Source organism: Pokkaliibacter sp. CJK22405 (assembly GCF_046614695.1).
GTDB lineage: Bacteria > Pseudomonadota > Gammaproteobacteria > Pseudomonadales > Balneatricaceae > Pokkaliibacter.
Map to the genome: position 1 here is coordinate 44,076 of NZ_JBKKHQ010000025.1, position 15,743 is coordinate 59,818.

The window sequence follows — 15,743 nt, forward strand, 5'->3', positions numbered from 1 at the left end:
GGTTAGCGCGCCTGATAGACCAGTTCGCCGTCCACCAGTGTGTAGACCACACGCCCTTTGACGGTTTCGCCGATGAGTGGGCTGTTCTTGCCGGCGGAATAGAGGCTCTCCTCGGTCACCGTCCATTCTTCCTCAGGGTCGAAAATACAGATGTCCGCGACTGCACCGGTACCAAGCTGACCCAGTGGCAGGCCCAGTACTCGGGCGGGTCCTACGGAAAGTTTGTCGATCAGCTGCTCAAGGCTCAGCACATCCTGATGCACCAGATGCAGCGCTTGCGCCAGTAGCGTTTCGATACCGCTGATACCGGTTTCGGTCGCGCCGAAAGGCGCACGCTTGGCAGCTTCATCATGGGGCTGATGGTCGGAGCAGATGGCACTCAGGGTGCCGCCAAGAATGGCTTCACGCAGGCCAGCCCGGTCAATCGCGCTGCGAAGCGGCGGATTAACATGGTAGGCGCTATTAAAACCGTTGATCTTGGCATCGGTGTAGAGCAGGTGATGCACAGCCACATCCGCAGTCACACGCAGGCCCTTGGCGCGAGCATCCATAATCAGCTGTGCTGCGCGGGCAGTAGAGAGCTGGCTGAAGTGAGCGCGCACGCCGGTCTGCTCGATGAGCAGCAGGTCACGGGCAACAGCGATGGTTTCTGCGGTTTCAGGAATGCCGGCCAGACCAAAACGCAGGGCATTGGCACCGTCATGCATGACGCCGGCATTAGACAGATCCGGGTCTTCGGACTGGAAAATGACCAGCAGATCGAAGGTGGCAGCGTACTCAAGGCAGCGCATCAGCGTCAGGCTGTTGCGCACCGGATAGCGTCCGTTAGAGACCGCGATACAGCCAATATCCGACAGACCCTGCATGTTCGCCAGATGTTCGCCATCCAGATTGCGGGTCATGGCGCCGATGGGCAGCACCTTGGAAAAGCCAGCCTGGCGGGCTTTGTCCATAATCAGCTTGGTCACTGCGGTCGAGTCATTCACCGGGTTGGAATCCGGTGGGCAGCACAGCGTGGTCACACCGCCGGCGGCAGCGGCCAGGGTTTCACTGCGCAGGGTGCCTTTATGGGTGAAACCGGGCTCACGCATGCTGGCACTCAAGTCGATAAAACCGGGACTGACGACTTTGCCGGTGGCATCCAGGGTCAGGTCTGGCTCAAAGCCGGGGATAGGTTCATCCAGACTGGCGATGACACCATCCTGTACGTAGATATCCAGAATATCGTCGACGTGGTTGGCCGGATCAATCAGGCGGCCACCCTTGATCAAAATCTTCATGCTCATGGCTTATCCTTCCTGACCGAAATGCTGTGCCTGCTGTAACTGGCCGGTCACGGCCATCGACATCACAGCCATTCGTACGGCAATGCCGTTGCTGACCTGAGTCAGAATCTGTGACTGCGGGCCATCGGCAACAGCGGAGTCAATTTCCACACCGCGGTTGATGGGGCCAGGGTGCATCACAATCGCATCCGGGTTGGCATAAGCGAGTTTGGCTTCATCCAGACCGTAGAGACGGAAAAACTCGGACTCAGAAGGCAGCAGGGCATTATTCATGCGCTCTTTCTGCAGACGCAGGGCAACGATCACATCGACACCCTTGAGGCCTTCCTTCATGTCGCGGTAAACCGTCGCACCCAGGGATTCCAGTGTGTCCGGTACCAGCGTTTTCGGGCCAATCAGGCGGACTTCGTCAGCTCCCAGCGTGTTAAGGGCGTGAATCTCGGAGCGCGCCACGCGGGAGTGCAGAATGTCACCGACAATAGCGACCTTGAGATTGCTGAAGTCACCCTTGGCACGACGAATCGTCAGCATATCGAGCATCGCCTGGGTCGGATGCGCATGGCGGCCGTCACCGGCGTTGATGATGGCGACATCCGGGGTCACATATTCGGCAATAAAGTGCGCAGCACCACTATCGGCATGACGCACCACGAACATATCGGCACCCATGGCGCGAATGTTCCACAGGGTGTCCTGCAGGGTTTCGCCCTTGGAGGTGGCGGAGGTGCTGATGTTGAGGTTGAGCACGTCGGCAGAGAGTTTCTGCGCCGCCAGTTCAAAGGTGCTGCGCGTGCGGGTCGAGTTCTCGAAGAACAGGTTAACCACCGTCAGACCGCGTAGCAGAGGCACTTTTTTGACCGAGCGACCGGAAGCATCAATGAAGGACTCGGCCGTATCGAGAATTTCAGTTAACAGCTCGCGGGAGAGGCCTTCGGTGGTCAGGAAGTGTCGCAGTTGCCCCTGATCATTCAGCTGCAACTGGTGTGGTGCAGCAGCATGTGAAGATGAAAGTTGGCTCATGGCATGATGTCCAGCTGAATCAATGGGTTAGGGCGCTTTTTCGATCAGTTCAAGCTGCAGGGGCTCAGGGCCGGTCAGCTTGATTTGCTGCCCTTGTCCAAGGGTCAGGCGCTGGCCGAGGATGTCTGGCTGAATTGGCAGCTCGCGGCGGCCAATATCAAACAGACTCACCAGCGTGACTGAAGCCGGACGGCCGTAATCGAAAATCTCATTGAGGGCGGCGCGGATGGTACGTCCACTCATGATCACATCATCGACCAGCACCACATGCTGGTCTTCGCAGTGAACGGGTAGGGATGAGGGCTGTACCCGGGGGTGCAGGCCAACGCGGGAGAAATCATCGCGGTAGAAGCTGATATCCAGCGTGCCGAGCGGATGCTCCGGATTCAGCGCGTCGTGGAGTTTTTGGGCGATCCAGACACCGCCACTGCGGATGCCGATCAGAACCGGGTTGTCGATTCCCTGCTCCTGAAGAAAGCAGCGTAGGTCGATGCAAAGCTTGTCGATCAGTTCATCAAGGGGCCGGGGCGCCGACGACATCTAGAGATCCTCCAGTCGGGTATGCGAGGGAATCAGCAGGCCATCAGTTAGCCAGCTTTCCACGATCAACTGGGCAGCCAGGGCATCCACAGGATCACTGCGGTAATGGCTGGAGCCGCCGCGGGCACGATGAATCTCTTTGGCTTCGCGACTGGTCAGACGCTCATCGGCCAGAAAACAGGGCAGGCCGTAGCGGACATGCAGACGATTGGCGAACTTGCGGGCCCGGTGGGCCATTTCGCTGATACTGCCGTCCATATTGAGCGGAATTCCGACCACCAGGGCATCTGGCTGCCAGTGGGCGACTATTCTACCTAATTCATCCCAGTCAGGGATACCGTCACGGGCGCTAATGGTGCCCGCAGGCGATGCCGTTCCGGTCAAACTTTGACCGAAAGCAAGTCCAATACGTTTGGCACCAAAATCGAAGGCAAGAACAGTAAAAGGGGAGGGAAGGGAATGGTCAGCCATGTCCTGCTTGTGTTGTCAGAAGAGAAAGGTTGATACCGAGCAATTGGGCGGCACTGTCGAGACGTTGCTCAATCGGAGTATTAAAGATGACCTTGTAATCGGCCTTGCAGCTCAGCCAGAAATTATTGGCCATTTCTTCTTCGAGTTGGCCTTCTCCCCAGCCGGCATATCCCAGTGCTATGAGGTAATCCCTGGGGCCCTCATCCTGCGCGATAGCTTCCAGCACATCGACCGAGGTGGTAAGGCTCAGATGCTCATTCAGCTCATAGGAAGATTGCCACTGGCTATCGGAGGTTCTGTGTAGCACGAAGCCCCGGTCAGTTTTCACTGGGCCGCCAATATAAACCGGCGGATTGCGTCGGGGCTTTTCCGGGCTTAGTTCCATGTGCGTTAGGATTTCATCCAGATGCATATGCAGGGGGCGGTTGATGATCAGCCCCATGGCTCCGTGCTCATTGTGCTCAAACACATAGGTCAGGGAGTGGCCAAAGTGGGGGTCATTAAGACCCGGCATGGCCAGCAGGAAGTGATCACTGAGTGAGGTGAGCGTTGCCGTTTTCATGGGCTAAGTATTGGTGGCTTATGGGTCGGCTGCAAGTAAAACTGCGTTACAGTCATGGGGGCTGAGTTGTAACGCCGGTTCTCGTTCATCGTCTGTGTGCTCCGCCGTTCAGGCGATCTCGACGCCTTGAAGGTCATTGAGGTGACAGGCGGCGATATGTCCGGGAGCCACTTCTTTAAGCGCAGGAGCTTCAGCTTTGCAGCGTGGCCCGGCGTGGGGGCAGCGAGGATGAAAATGGCAGCCGCTCGGCGGATCAAGAGGTGAGGGGATCTCTCCCTTGATCGCCAGATAGCGTTTCTTTTCCACTTTAAGGCTCGGTGCCTCGGCCAGTAGCGCCTGAGTGTAAGGGTGGTTCGCGTGAAAGAAGAGCTCATCCACCGGCGCGCTTTCTACAATTCGGCCCAAATACATGATGACCACACGGTCAGACACATGCTGTACCACGCTCAGGTCATGACTGATAAACAGATAGGTCAGGTTCAGTTCATGACGCAGCTTTATAAAGAGATTCAGTACCTGAGCCTGAATGGAGACATCCAGGGCTGCGACAGATTCATCGCAGATCAGAAACTCCGGGTTCACCGCCAGAGCGCGGGCGATACCGATACGAGCGCGTTGACCACCGGAAAACTGATGTGGATAGCGATCCGCCATGCTGGGGTCGAGACCGACCTGATCCAGCATGCGGGCGACAAAGTCGTGACGTTCGGCGGCCTTCACCAAGCCATGCACGACGGGGGCTTCCCCAATCAGGTCACGGACACGAAGACGTGGATTCAGCGAGGCATAAGGGTCCTGAAAAATCATCTGAATCCCCAGTCTGCGCTGGCGGCGCTGCTCGGGCGTCAGGTGAGACAAATCCTCGCCTTTCCAGAGAATACGTCCCTCATCCGCGCCATAAAGGCCGGCTGCAATGCGACCGAGGGTGGATTTTCCACAGCCGGACTCACCGACCAGGCCCACGACTTCGCCCTTGAAAATATCGACACTGGCCTGATCCAGCGCATGCACACGTGGTGCTGGCGCTAACAGATTGAGCTTCTGGCCCAGACGCTCAATCCAGTCCGGGCGCGGGCCAAAACTTTTGCTGATCTGCTGCAGGGACAACAGCGGTGTCTGTTGTGCATCAGACATCCAGAGACTCCTTGGCAGGGGCCGCAGGGAAACTGACGACCGGGTAGAAACAACGTGCCTGATGAAGTGGTGCCAGTTCCTGCGTGGGAGGCGGCTGGGAGCAGCGCTCATCTGCCCGGCTGCAACGGTTACGGAAACTGCAGCCATTGGGCAGATTCAGCAGGGAAGGTGTACTGCCGGGAATCTGTAGTAGCGCTTCGCCACGGGCATGGCCACGGGCTTCTGCCGCTGCGGGTGTTGAGTCCAGCAAGCCCTGAGTGTAGGGATGGGCCGGAAACTCAAGCACATCGCGGGTGATGCCTTGCTCAACAATGCGCCCTGCATACATGACGCACACTCGATCCGCGAGGCCTGCCACCACGGAAAGGTCGTGGGTGATCCAGATCAGCGCGGTGCCGGCATCCCGACAGAGCTTTTGAATTTCGAACAGGATTTGCGCCTGAATCGTCACATCCAGCGCTGTGGTCGGTTCATCGGCGATGATCAGATCCGGTTCATTCAATAGCGCGATGGCAATGGCGACACGCTGTCGCATACCACCGGAGAGTTGGTGCGGATAGGACTTTAAACGCTCATCCGCTGCCGGAATACCAACGCGCATTAGTGCTTCTAGCGCCCGGGCGCGGGCAGCCTTGCGGCTGATACGGCGGTGCGCCAGTACGGTTTCGATCATTTGGGTATCAATACGCAGCACCGGATTCAGGGTCATCATTGGATCCTGAAAGATCATGGCGATGCGGTTGCCCCGCAGCTTTCGCCACTGGCGTTCGGAGTAAAAACGTAAGTCTTCCCCCTTGAACATGATGCGCCCGCTGGTGATCTGGCCGGGATCATCGACCAGACCCATTAATGAGAAACCGGTCATGGACTTGCCTGAACCGGACTCCCCAACCAGCCCCAGAATCTCGCCAGGCTGCAGCGTCAGGCTGACATCATTAACGGGCAGGGCGATGCCTTCGCGGCTGCGAAAGGCGGTGGTCAGATGCTCGACGGCCAGCACGGGCGAGGGATGTTGGCTCATGCTCACTGTCTCTGTAGTCGGGGGTTCAGGACATCACGCAGCTGATCCGCCACCAGATTGATGGCAATAATTGTCAGCAGCAGTGCGATACCAGGAAAGAGGCTAATCCAGTAGCGGCCGGAGTAGAGATACTGAAAACCATTGGAGATCAGCAGGCCCAGAGAGGGTTCGGTCACCGGCAGGCCAAGGCCAAGGAAAGACAGCGTGGCCTCAAGAGAAATGGCCGCAGCGACCTGAAGAGCCGCCACAATAATGAGAGGTGGCAGGCAGTTGGGTAGCAGGTGGCGCATCAGAATCCGGGGAGTGGAGAGGCCCAGTAACCGTGCTGCCTCAATGTATTCCTTCTTGTGTTCAACCAGTGCCGCACTGCGGGTGGTGCGGGCATAGTAAGCCCACTGGGAAGCCACCAGCGCGATGATGATTTTGCCGGTGCCCTGCCCAAAGAGTGCCAGCAGAATCATGGCGGTCAGGATCGAGGGGAAAGAGAGCTGAATATCAGCAATCCGCATGATCACCGTTTCCAGTCTTCCGCCGAAGTAGCCGGCGATCAGGCCAACTGTCATGCCGATCAGCAGGGCCAGCACGGTAGAGCTGACGCCGACAATCACACTGATTCGAAGGCCGTAGAGGATGGCGGAGTACATATCCCGGCCCTGCTCATCAGTGCCGAGAATATACGTCATGCCACTACTTTCGCTCACCGAACCCGGCGGCATGCGTGAATCCATAATGTCGAGTTGCATCAGGTCATAGGGATTCTGTGGCGCCAGCCAGGGTGCAAATACCGCGGCGATGATGATCATTACCAGAAGCAGCAGCCCCACCAGTGCAATCTTGCTTTTGGCAAAATTGCGAATAAAACGGCCGGTCATTTGTGAGCGCTTCATACCTGACCTCCGTTAAGCCGGACGCGAGGGTCGAGTGCCGCATAGAGCAGATCGACAATCAGGTTGATCAGGGTATAGAGCAGCACAATCAGCAGCAGATACGCGACCACCACGGGTCGGTCAAGCTGAGTGATGGAGTCCAGCAGCAGCTTGCCCATGCCGGGCCAGGCGAAGATGGATTCGGTCACCACTGAGAAAGCGATTAACGAGCCAAACTCCATACCGGTCACCGTCACAATCGGGATCATGATGTTTTTCAGAACATGCACGCCGACGATACGGTGGTTGCGAAGTCCTTTGGCGCGGGCGAATTTCACATAGTCCTGCAGCAGTGCTTCGCGAGTGCCGGTGCGAGTCAGACGTATCACCAGTGAGAGTTTGAACAGTGCGAGGTTGGCTGCTGGCATCAGAATATGTTTCCAGCCCTCAATGCTGGTAATCGATAGTGGAATGCCAAAGACGTCTTCCACCGGGCCTCGCCCACCTGATGGTAGCCAGGCAAGCTCGATGGAAAAGAACATGATCAGCAGCACGCCGACCCAGAAGGTGGGCAGCGAGAAACCGAGAATCGAGCCCGCCATAATGGTTCGGCCACTGGCGCTATCCGGTTTGAGACCAGCCCAGAGACCGAGTGGAATACCCAATATCAGGGCAATCAGCAGCGCCACCACCGCCAGTTCCAGCGTTGCAGGAAACTTCTGCATGATCAGATCCATGGCCGGTACGCCATGAGCGAAGGAAAAGCCAAGATCACCCTGGACGGCATTACAGAGAAAGCGCCAGTACTGCACATAAAGTGGCTGATCGAGCCCCAGTGACTGGGCGATACGGTCGATATCTGCCTGATTCGCCAAAGGATCAATCAGCATGTCCAGCGGGTTACCAATCGCGTAGACCCCGGCGAATACCAGCAGTGACATGATAAACAGCACATTGACGGTCTGCAGACTGCGGCGAAGGATAAACAGAATCATGGTTCTGCTGCCCTCATGCTGACACTGTGATGCTGAACGGCGCCGTGCTGGAAGGTAATCGCCTGGCCCGGCGTGAAGGCGTGCCAGTTTTCATCCGATGTCAGCGGTTGGGTGGCAATCAGAATCATGCGGTCGTGTTCGGAATTCAGGGTGCTCAGGTCCATGCTCATTTCGCAGTCGATCAGGGTCGCCCTGGGAAAAGGATACTGGCGCTGAACGTAGGCCAGATTGGTTGAGCAGTGGGCAAACAACAGCTCACCATTGGAGAGCAGGCAATTGAAGTTGCCAAAGGCACGGATCTCGCCACAGAGTTCGGTGAGTACGTCATGCAGCTCAGCGGCTTCGGGCAGTCGGTCTTTGGAGGCGTTGGGGAAGCGCTCCAGCAGGTTTTGCATTACATAGCAGAAGGCGCGCTCGCTGTCGGTTTCTCCCACGGGGGTGAAGCGGTCATTGAGTTTGGGGTGATAGTCATGCAGATCGCCGTTATGGCAGAAAATCCAGTACTTGCCCCACAGCTCCCGCATAAAAGGATGACAGTTGCGCAGCTTGACCTCGCCGTAGGTGGCTTTGCGAATGTGAGCAATCACCGTCGAGGATTTGATAGGATAGTCCTTGATCAGTTGCGCTACCGGCGAGACTGACGCTGGCTGGTGGTCCAGATATAAACGACAGCCGCCCTCCTCGAAGAAGGCGATACCCCAGCCGTCAGCGTGTTCATCCGTCCATCCGCCGCGGGCACTAAAGCCTTCAAAGGCAAAGCGGATGCTGGCTGGTTCCTGACAGTTCATTCCTAGCAACTGACACATTGTGATGTCTTTCCCCGGTAAGCAAATACCCCGGACCTCCCATGGTCCGGGGCGCACGGCGACGTCTTACTTGTCGCTATGAACTTCAAAGGCGTAAGTGAACTCATCCACGCGGCCCGGATAATCCAGACCCTTGCGCAGTGCCCAGGTCGCCAGCTGGTGGTGCGATGGAATCACAGCGTAGTCGCGCATGGCGACGCCGACGGCTTTCTGGGCCAGTTCGGAGCGCTTGTCGTTATCCACGGAGGAGAGTGACTCCTCGACCAGTTTGTCGACTTCAGGGTTGCTGTACTCACCCCAGTTCCAGCTTCCAAAGCCGGTCTCGGTATTAGGCGTGCCCACGATGCTTCGTAGCGTGAAGTCTGCGGCCAGTGAGCCCCAACCCAGCAAAGCCATACTGTAGTCATGGGCACGAGCATGGCCGAAGTAGACCGAGACAGGCTCTGTCACCACCTTGGCCTTGATACCTACGCGGTTGAGGAATTGTGCCACGGTCTGCGCGACCTGTTCATCGTTGATATAGCGGCCGGCAGGACCGTGCAGGGTGATCCCGAAACCGTGAGGATAGCCTGCTTCAGCCAGCAGTTTCTTGGCACCTTCCGGGTCGTATTTCTCGACCTTGATGTCATCGTTGTAGCCGAAGATGCCGGGGGCATTGATGTTGGAGGCAGGAACGCCAAGACCTTCCAGCGTGCGCTCGGCCAGCGCCTGACGGTTGATCGCCATGGACATGGCTTTACGTACCCGCACATCTTTCAGCGGATTCTTATCCAGCGGCTTGCCTTCGGCATCGGTAATGTCCGGGGACTTGTCGCGGAACTGATCCATCTGCCAGAACAGGGTACGCCAGGTGGTGTGCTGGGCGATGGTGATGTTCTTGTCCGTTTTCAGACGCGCCAGATCGGCGGGCGGTACGCTTTCGATCATGTCGACGTTGCCAGAGAGCAGGGCACTCAGGCGTGGGGCGCTGGAAGGCAGAATACGGAAAGTAACGTGTTCCCATTCCGGCTTGTCGCCCCAATAGCTGTCATTGCGGGTCAGCTCAATGGTTTCACCTTTCTGGAAGCTGTCGAGCTTATAGGGTCCGGTACCAATCACACCTTTGCCGGCATTGAAATCCTCGGTGGTCAGGCCTTCAGTGGCTTTCTTGGAGACAATGAAGATATCGCTGATATCCAGCCCCAGCGGGCCATAAGGCTCGGAGGTGGTGAGATGTACGGTGTGATCATCGACCGCTTCCATCTTGACGATATGCTTGGTCGCGGAGGTAAAGGGGCCAGGGCTGTTAAGGATGGTCGCGGGGCGCTCAAGGGAGTAAACCACATCGGCCGCGGTCAGGGGCGTGCCATCCGAGAAGGTCACGCCATCACGCAGCTTGAACTCCCACACGGTGGGGCTGATGGCTTTCCAGGAGGTCGCCAGACAAGGCACCAACTGGCCTTCGGGATTCACTGTCACCAGTGTCTCGAAGATGTGGTGAGACATCGCGATATTGGGCGCGATATTGGCAAAGTGGGGGTCCATGGAGGTGACTTCAGAAGCCAGACCAACTTTCAGGTCGGCTGCCAGTACAGAGGCAGAAGCACCTAACAGAGCAGTACTCAGGGCGAAAGCCAGCGAGTGGCGTAGAAACGGAGTGGGGCGTCGCGTCATCAGAAGATTCCTTGTGGGACAGAGTTCCTTCTGGCACCGCTCGAGATGACACTTTACTGCCCAGGCTCCATGCCCCAAGCGTCATCCTGACGGGCCATTTTTCGTTTCCAGCAGAGATCAGGGCGCAGGGCTGCTGCCGGCGCCGGCCAATGGAGGGCACCATCAGCCAGTTAACATCCTACCTTAACCATGTGCTCCGGGTATGACAATGCTCAGAGACAAATGCCTTCGGGTTGGTCGTGGGTAAGTTCTGAATGTGAAGAATGTCAGCAATCCAGCTGACATTCTTTCAGTTATATCGGGGTTTTGCTCTTGAAAAACCAGCGACTTATTGCGGGCAGGCGATGGACTCAAGAGCGGTCTGGTAGCGATCAGGTTTGTCTTCACGTAACGCCTGTTCTGCCTTGCTGGCACCCTCTGAGCCGGTGACGGCATCCAGCCAGGTTTGATCAATTGCGCTCAGGTCCTGATTGCAGCGGGCAGCGACCTGCTTGCTGATCAGTGCCATCAACGGTGATTGTTGCTGCAAGGTGCTCAGTGCCGAGCTCTCTTCAGCATGGAGATTGGTGGCCAGTAGTCCGGTCAGAAGGCAAAGCCCTGCGGTTCCGGCAAGGAAAGGAGAGGAAGCTTTCATGGGTGTCCTGATCAGCAATGAACGATCTGCTCTCTCAGGCAATATATCGCCCGAGCCTGTCTTCAGCCCCACTCAGGGGCTATCGCGTCGCCCAGTATAGCGGCTGAGTTCCGGGCTTCCAGTCTTTTGTCGGTAACTGAAACGAATCGGTTTTCAGCAGGCGCAGGGGATGGATTGGCTCTGGCGAACGCGTTCATTCAGAGCCGCAAGGTAACCCAGCCCGGTATTCCACTTGCGGTACCCGGCATGGGTATTGATATGACCGGCGCTGGGGATCAGCACATGTTCAGCCTGCCATTGCCGGACCAGCCACTGGCAGCGCTCAGGCGTGGCGGCATAGTCATTATCGGCGCTGATAACCAGCGTCGGGAAAGGCAGTGGCTCGGGCCTGATAGGAGCGAAGGCCTTCAGTGGACGAGGAGCGTTATCACGCTCCACATCGGAAGGGGCAACCAGCAGCGCTCCCTGCAGTTTTTCGCGATTACGCAGTGATATCTGACGCAAGGCGTGATTGAGCAAAATACAGCCAAGACTATGGGCAATGACGATCACCGGGCCGGAAACCGCCGACAGGGCCATCTCAAACTGTGCCAGCCAGTGTTGGGGCGTCGGCTGATCCCAATCTTCGACCTCCAGACGGCTTACCGTGGTATGGGGTTGAGATGCCAGGCGCTCCTGCCAGTGACTTTGCCAGTGATGTGGGCCTGAACCCCGGTAGCCGGGGAGAATCAGATAGTGCATCGGGTGTCCTCGCCTGCGCCTGTAATCGCCGAATCTTATATATCTAATAGTTATTATTTTTAATTTCGTTATTCGATTCCAATTGTTTTTTCTTCTAAGGATACAACCTCTGCACCGGCCCGAAGGGCGACGACCCAATGTTGAGGCCAAGAAATAGCTGAACAGGGGTTTTTAAATCGAATGAGAACGATTATCATAAATATTTGCAATCTGTTGCATCGTATCACTGTTGGATGTTGAGCGAACGATAGGTATTGCACCGCCGGAATGCCGTGATTCAGGAGGAACGCGGAGGACCGGATGTCCGTCTGGACAGGGAAACAATAATTGCGGATAGGGGCATGCAGGAGGCGGGCTTTTATCCGCAATTTATTGAATCTTTATTATTCTTATTTAGATTAGGAGTTGTATTCAGTATGAAGTCCGCGTCTGGCTGTTCGCGTCCTGCCTCACGGCTCGGGGGAGTCCTGCTTAGTTCCGCCTGGGTTACCCTACCTTTATTGCTCTCCGGCCAGGCTCTGGCTGAAACCTCTTCCAGTAGCGATGCACTGGTACTTCCCACGCTGAATATTGAAGGCGATGCTCTGCAGGGCGTGAATGCGCTGCCGGAAGCCTACGCTGGCGGTCAGATTGCCAGTGGTGGGCGTTTGGGTGTGCTGGGCGAGCAGAAAGCGGAGAACGTCCCTTTTAGCGTTACCGGTTTTACTGAACAGCTTATCGAGCAGCAGCAGGCGCAATCGGTGGCGGAAGTGCTTGAAAACGATGCTTCTGTTTCCGTCGGTGCTGGCTACGGTAACTATGCCGAGACTTTCGTGATCCGTGGTATGCCGCTTTATAACGATGACATCACTTACGGCGGTGTTTACGGCGTACTGCCGCGCCAGATGGTCTCGACTGAACTGCTGGGTCGTGTCGAGCTGCTAAAAGGGGCGAGTGCTTTTCTGAATGGTGTCTCTCCCGGTGGTTCGGGCATCGGTGGCTCGGTCAACCTTGAACCCAAGCATGCCGGCGACAAACCTCTGAATAAAATTACTCTGGATTACGCAGCGGACGGTCAGGCAGGTCTGAGTGCCGACGTTTCCCGCCGATTTGGCGAAGCAGATCGCTGGGGGATTCGTGTCAGCGGCCTCAAGCGTAAGGGCGATACCGCTGTCGATAACGAAGAAACGGATACCGATGCCCTGGTTGCCGGGCTCGATTACAAGGGTGAGCGGGTGCGTGGCTCTCTGGATCTGGGTTACCAGCGCTATGCCACTGATGGCGGCCGCTCGGTGGTCTATAACGGTCTGGGCACTACGGCCACATCGCTGCCCGATGCGCCGGATTCTGATACCAACTACAGCCCGGACTGGGTGAACTCCCATACGGAAACCACCTTTGCCTTACTGCGTGGTGAGTTTGACCTGAATGATCAGTGGACCGCTTACGGTGCCATTGGTGGCAACAAAAACCGCGAGTACGGCGACTACTCCTCTCCAACACTCTCCAGCAGCAATGGCGACAGCACGCTTTACCGACTGTCTGTGCCTTATCGCTCCTACACGGTGTCGACCACTGCAGGCGTGCGTGGCAACTTCCTGACCGGCGACATTTCTCATCAGGTGAATCTGGCCTACTCCGGTTTTGTGAACCGTTCCGGCAGCGCCTACACCATGTCTGGCTCAGGTTCGACGACGAATATCTATAACCCGAATACTAACGTTGCCTATCCGGCGACGCTGTACGCCAGCGGTAACATGAATAACCCGGCCATTACTTCCCGTACCCAGATGGACGGTATTTCTTTATCTGACACCCTGGGCTTTATGGATGACCGCCTGCTGGTTACTCTGGGAGCGCGTCAGCAGTGGGTGGAAGCGACCGGTTATAACGATGAAGTCCTGTCGCCGGTCTACGGCGTGGTCTTCAAGCCTGTTGACGGTGTGTCGGTGTATGCCAACCACATTCAGGGCTTGCAGCAGGGTGATACCCTCAATGTCGGTGGTGTGACGCGTCAGCTGTCGCCCTATGAGTCCAAGCAGAATGAGATCGGTGTGAAGTTCGAGCGTGAGAACTACGGCGCCAGTGTGGCCCTGTTCCAGATCGAAAAACCGGTGTCGACCATCAACAGCAACAGCTACTACGGCGAACAGCGTAACCGTGGCCTTGAGCTGAGCGCCCATGCCCAGCCAATGCCTGCCTTGAGCGTCTTCGCCAGCGCGACCTTTATGGACCCGGAAGTGCGTGACACCGTCGATTCGTCCATCGAAGGCAATGATGCCGTAGGTGTGCCTGAGTATCGCTTCGTGGTAGGTGGTGACTATAAGATCGCCGCAGTGGACGGTTTGTCGGTTAACGGTAAGGTGATTCGTACCGGTTCCCAGTATCTGGATCAGGCCAACAACCTGGAGCTGGACCCCTGGACGCGACTGGACCTGGGCGCCAGCTATGAAACCCGCGTGGCTGACCAGCAGGTGACCTTCCGTGCCAACGTGAAAAACGTCACGGATGAAGACTACTGGGCTTCCGCAACGGGTGGCTACCTGACACAGGGTGCGCCGCGTGAAGTGCGTTTCTCGGTATCAACCGAGTTCTGATCACCGCTATTCTTCTCTGACATACGCCCGGTGTGCCGGGCGCTGCACGGGTAACAGGGTCACAGCTGTTACCCGCATTTTTTTCTGCCCACTGAGCGCCACGGAGTAAGGTCATCAGTGCTGGCGTTGGAAGTAGGAAGTCATTGCAGGTTATGCGTGCACTGTGCGGACGTTTGCATCGTTGGCTGGGGTTGTCATCAGCGCTGTTTTTGCTGGTGGCCAGCATCACCGGCATTTTCATTTCCTGGGATCACGAGCTGGATGAATGGCTGAATGCCGACCTTTTTCGGGTGGATAGCCAAGGCTCGCTGCAGTCGCCATTGGCGCTGGCTGAAACGCTGCCTGAATGGGATAACCGCATTATGCCGACCTTCTTTCCGCTGGCGGCGGAGGCGGGACACAGTCTGGTGTATTACATTCGTCCGCGACTTAATCCCATGACTGGCAAGCGTTTTGAGGTCGGTTTCAATCAGGTCTTCGTTAACCCCGTCACGGGAAAGGTGATAGGTACCCGTAACAGTGAGGCGGTCAGTCTGGATCGTCGCCATCTCATGCCCTTTATCTACAAGCTGCATTACTCGCTGCAATTACCCAGCTTCTGGGGCATCGATCGTTGGGGCAAATGGGTGATGGGCGCGGCGGCGATGGTCTGGTTTTTTGACACCTTTCTGGCGGCTTACCTGACGCTTCCGCCGCGACGCAGTGCCAGTGGCCGAAGTTATGCCACCCGCTGGGCACCTGCCTGGAAAGTGAAATTCTCGGCCAGCCGTTTTCGTCTGAACTACAGCCTGCATCTGGCGGTCGGGTTGTGGTGTTTTGTCATTCTGCTGCTGATCGCCTTTACCTCCATGTCCCTGAATTTATACCGGGAAGTCTTTCGACCGGCGCTGGAAGCTGTCTCAACCCTGACTCCAGACCCCTTTATCGAGCGCCAACCCGTGAGCCTGATCAAGCAGCACAAGCCCGCACTGGATTTTGCTCAGGCGGTAAACGTCGGCCAGCAATACGGTGATGCGCACCACTGGGAGATGGTCGCCAGTCATGTGTTCTATGTGCCTGGCTGGCGGATTTATGGGGTGGGTTTTGGTGGCGATGCGCCTTTTGATAACGGCATGCAAACCCGCTGGGTCTACTTCGATGCCAATGATGCCGAAATCCTCGGGACGCGTGTCCCCTGGAAAGGCACGGCGGCTGATGTGTTTGTGCAGCTGCAGTTGCCGGTTCATTCCGGGCGTATTCTGGGCTTTGCCGGGCGGGTGCTGATGTCAGTCATGGGCGTGCTGATTTCGGCACTGGTCATCACCGGCATCATTATCTGGTGGAAAAAACGCACCAGGCCGACGAAAAAGGCTGGGCATCGGCGGCCTGTTATCAGCAAGGCGGGCTGATCTGTATGGGTGTGCTCTGTCGCAAAGTATTGAAGCGTTCTGGTGCCAAA

Annotated in this window: 15 protein-coding genes; 2 read left to right on the forward strand and 13 right to left on the reverse strand. The window is 56.8% G+C overall.

Going from position 1 to position 15,743, the window contains the following annotated elements; translation table 11 throughout:
• Nucleotides 1-2: 2 nt before the first annotated feature.
• From ACKC9G_RS16480 to ACKC9G_RS16540, 13 genes are all read right to left on the reverse strand, one after another.
• A complete protein-coding gene (locus tag ACKC9G_RS16480) occupies nt 3-1,286 on the reverse strand; it encodes a dihydroorotase (RefSeq protein WP_411407397.1) in 1,284 nt (427 codons plus the stop codon).
• Between the two features lie 3 nt (nt 1,287-1,289).
• Nucleotides 1,290-2,306 carry an aspartate carbamoyltransferase catalytic subunit gene (locus ACKC9G_RS16485; RefSeq protein WP_411407399.1) on the reverse strand — a complete coding sequence of 339 codons (1,017 nt, stop codon included), beginning with the start codon at nt 2,304-2,306 and terminating at the stop codon, nt 1,290-1,292.
• A 27-nt stretch (nt 2,307-2,333) separates the two neighbouring features.
• A complete protein-coding gene (gene pyrR, locus ACKC9G_RS16490) occupies nt 2,334-2,846 on the reverse strand; it encodes a bifunctional pyr operon transcriptional regulator/uracil phosphoribosyltransferase PyrR (RefSeq protein ID WP_411407401.1) in 513 nt (170 codons plus the stop codon).
• Complete coding sequence (gene ruvX / locus ACKC9G_RS16495) at nt 2,847-3,317, reverse strand: Holliday junction resolvase RuvX (RefSeq protein WP_411407403.1); 471 nt, start codon at nt 3,315-3,317, stop codon at nt 2,847-2,849.
• On the reverse strand, nt 3,310-3,879 hold the full coding sequence (locus ACKC9G_RS16500; RefSeq protein ID WP_411407405.1) for a YqgE/AlgH family protein: 570 nt from the start codon (nt 3,877-3,879) through the stop codon (nt 3,310-3,312). Before ACKC9G_RS16500 ends, ruvX begins: the two co-directional genes overlap by 8 nt.
• 108 nt (nt 3,880-3,987) lie before the next feature.
• Nucleotides 3,988-5,013 (reverse strand): ABC transporter ATP-binding protein, encoded by a 1,026-nt coding sequence (locus tag ACKC9G_RS16505; RefSeq protein WP_411407407.1) that lies wholly within the window; start codon nt 5,011-5,013, stop codon nt 3,988-3,990.
• The gene (locus tag ACKC9G_RS16510) at nt 5,006-6,034 is read right to left on the reverse strand and encodes an ABC transporter ATP-binding protein (RefSeq protein ID WP_411407409.1); all 1,029 of its coding nucleotides are present in this window, start codon (nt 6,032-6,034) and stop codon (nt 5,006-5,008) included. Before ACKC9G_RS16510 ends, ACKC9G_RS16505 begins: the two co-directional genes overlap by 8 nt.
• Before the next feature lie 2 nt (nt 6,035-6,036).
• A complete protein-coding gene (locus ACKC9G_RS16515; RefSeq protein WP_411407411.1) occupies nt 6,037-6,921 on the reverse strand; it encodes an ABC transporter permease in 885 nt (294 codons plus the stop codon).
• Complete coding sequence (locus ACKC9G_RS16520) at nt 6,918-7,895, reverse strand: ABC transporter permease (protein ID WP_411407413.1); 978 nt, start codon at nt 7,893-7,895, stop codon at nt 6,918-6,920. Before ACKC9G_RS16520 ends, ACKC9G_RS16515 begins: the two co-directional genes overlap by 4 nt.
• Nucleotides 7,892-8,701: a class II glutamine amidotransferase gene (locus ACKC9G_RS16525; protein WP_411407415.1), complete on the reverse strand. Its 810-nt coding sequence runs from the start codon at nt 8,699-8,701 to the stop codon at nt 7,892-7,894. Before ACKC9G_RS16525 ends, ACKC9G_RS16520 begins: the two co-directional genes overlap by 4 nt.
• Nucleotides 8,702-8,767: 66 nt before the next feature.
• On the reverse strand, nt 8,768-10,354 hold the full coding sequence (locus ACKC9G_RS16530) for an ABC transporter substrate-binding protein (protein ID WP_411407417.1): 1,587 nt from the start codon (nt 10,352-10,354) through the stop codon (nt 8,768-8,770).
• Between the two features lie 328 nt (nt 10,355-10,682).
• The gene (locus tag ACKC9G_RS16535; RefSeq protein WP_411407419.1) at nt 10,683-10,988 is read right to left on the reverse strand and encodes a hypothetical protein; all 306 of its coding nucleotides are present in this window, start codon (nt 10,986-10,988) and stop codon (nt 10,683-10,685) included.
• A gap of 153 nt (nt 10,989-11,141) precedes the next feature.
• Nucleotides 11,142-11,729, reverse strand: coding sequence for an RBBP9/YdeN family alpha/beta hydrolase (locus ACKC9G_RS16540; protein WP_411407421.1), 588 nt, complete (start codon nt 11,727-11,729; stop codon nt 11,142-11,144).
• A gap of 416 nt (nt 11,730-12,145) precedes the next feature.
• Here ACKC9G_RS16540 and ACKC9G_RS16545 point away from each other — a divergent pair, with 416 nt between their 5' ends.
• On the forward strand, nt 12,146-14,305 hold the full coding sequence (locus tag ACKC9G_RS16545) for a TonB-dependent receptor (RefSeq protein ID WP_411407423.1): 2,160 nt from the start codon (nt 12,146-12,148) through the stop codon (nt 14,303-14,305).
• 152 nt (nt 14,306-14,457) lie between these two features.
• Nucleotides 14,458-15,693, forward strand: a complete 1,236-nt coding sequence (locus ACKC9G_RS16550; protein ID WP_411407425.1) for a PepSY-associated TM helix domain-containing protein — start codon at nt 14,458-14,460, stop codon at nt 15,691-15,693.
• Nucleotides 15,694-15,743: the final 50 nt, after the last annotated feature.

Coding starts and splice junctions, on each gene's coding strand:
- ACKC9G_RS16480 (WP_411407397.1), bottom strand. CDS start 1,286: ATGAGCATGAAGATTTTGATCAAGGGTGGCCGCCTGATTGATCCGGCC.
- ACKC9G_RS16485 (WP_411407399.1), bottom strand. CDS start 2,306: ATGAGCCAACTTTCATCTTCACATGCTGCTGCACCACACCAGTTGCAG.
- pyrR (WP_411407401.1), bottom strand. CDS start 2,846: ATGTCGTCGGCGCCCCGGCCCCTTGATGAACTGATCGACAAGCTTTGC.
- ruvX (WP_411407403.1), bottom strand. CDS start 3,317: ATGGCTGACCATTCCCTTCCCTCCCCTTTTACTGTTCTTGCCTTCGAT.
- ACKC9G_RS16500 (WP_411407405.1), bottom strand. CDS start 3,879: ATGAAAACGGCAACGCTCACCTCACTCAGTGATCACTTCCTGCTGGCC.
- ACKC9G_RS16505 (WP_411407407.1), bottom strand. CDS start 5,013: ATGTCTGATGCACAACAGACACCGCTGTTGTCCCTGCAGCAGATCAGC.
- ACKC9G_RS16510 (WP_411407409.1), bottom strand. CDS start 6,034: ATGAGCCAACATCCCTCGCCCGTGCTGGCCGTCGAGCATCTGACCACC.
- ACKC9G_RS16515 (WP_411407411.1), bottom strand. CDS start 6,921: ATGAAGCGCTCACAAATGACCGGCCGTTTTATTCGCAATTTTGCCAAA.
- ACKC9G_RS16520 (WP_411407413.1), bottom strand. CDS start 7,895: ATGATTCTGTTTATCCTTCGCCGCAGTCTGCAGACCGTCAATGTGCTG.
- ACKC9G_RS16525 (WP_411407415.1), bottom strand. CDS start 8,701: ATGTGTCAGTTGCTAGGAATGAACTGTCAGGAACCAGCCAGCATCCGC.
- ACKC9G_RS16530 (WP_411407417.1), bottom strand. CDS start 10,354: ATGACGCGACGCCCCACTCCGTTTCTACGCCACTCGCTGGCTTTCGCC.
- ACKC9G_RS16535 (WP_411407419.1), bottom strand. CDS start 10,988: ATGAAAGCTTCCTCTCCTTTCCTTGCCGGAACCGCAGGGCTTTGCCTT.
- ACKC9G_RS16540 (WP_411407421.1), bottom strand. CDS start 11,729: ATGCACTATCTGATTCTCCCCGGCTACCGGGGTTCAGGCCCACATCAC.
- ACKC9G_RS16545 (WP_411407423.1), top strand. CDS start 12,146: ATGAAGTCCGCGTCTGGCTGTTCGCGTCCTGCCTCACGGCTCGGGGGA.
- ACKC9G_RS16550 (WP_411407425.1), top strand. CDS start 14,458: ATGCGTGCACTGTGCGGACGTTTGCATCGTTGGCTGGGGTTGTCATCA.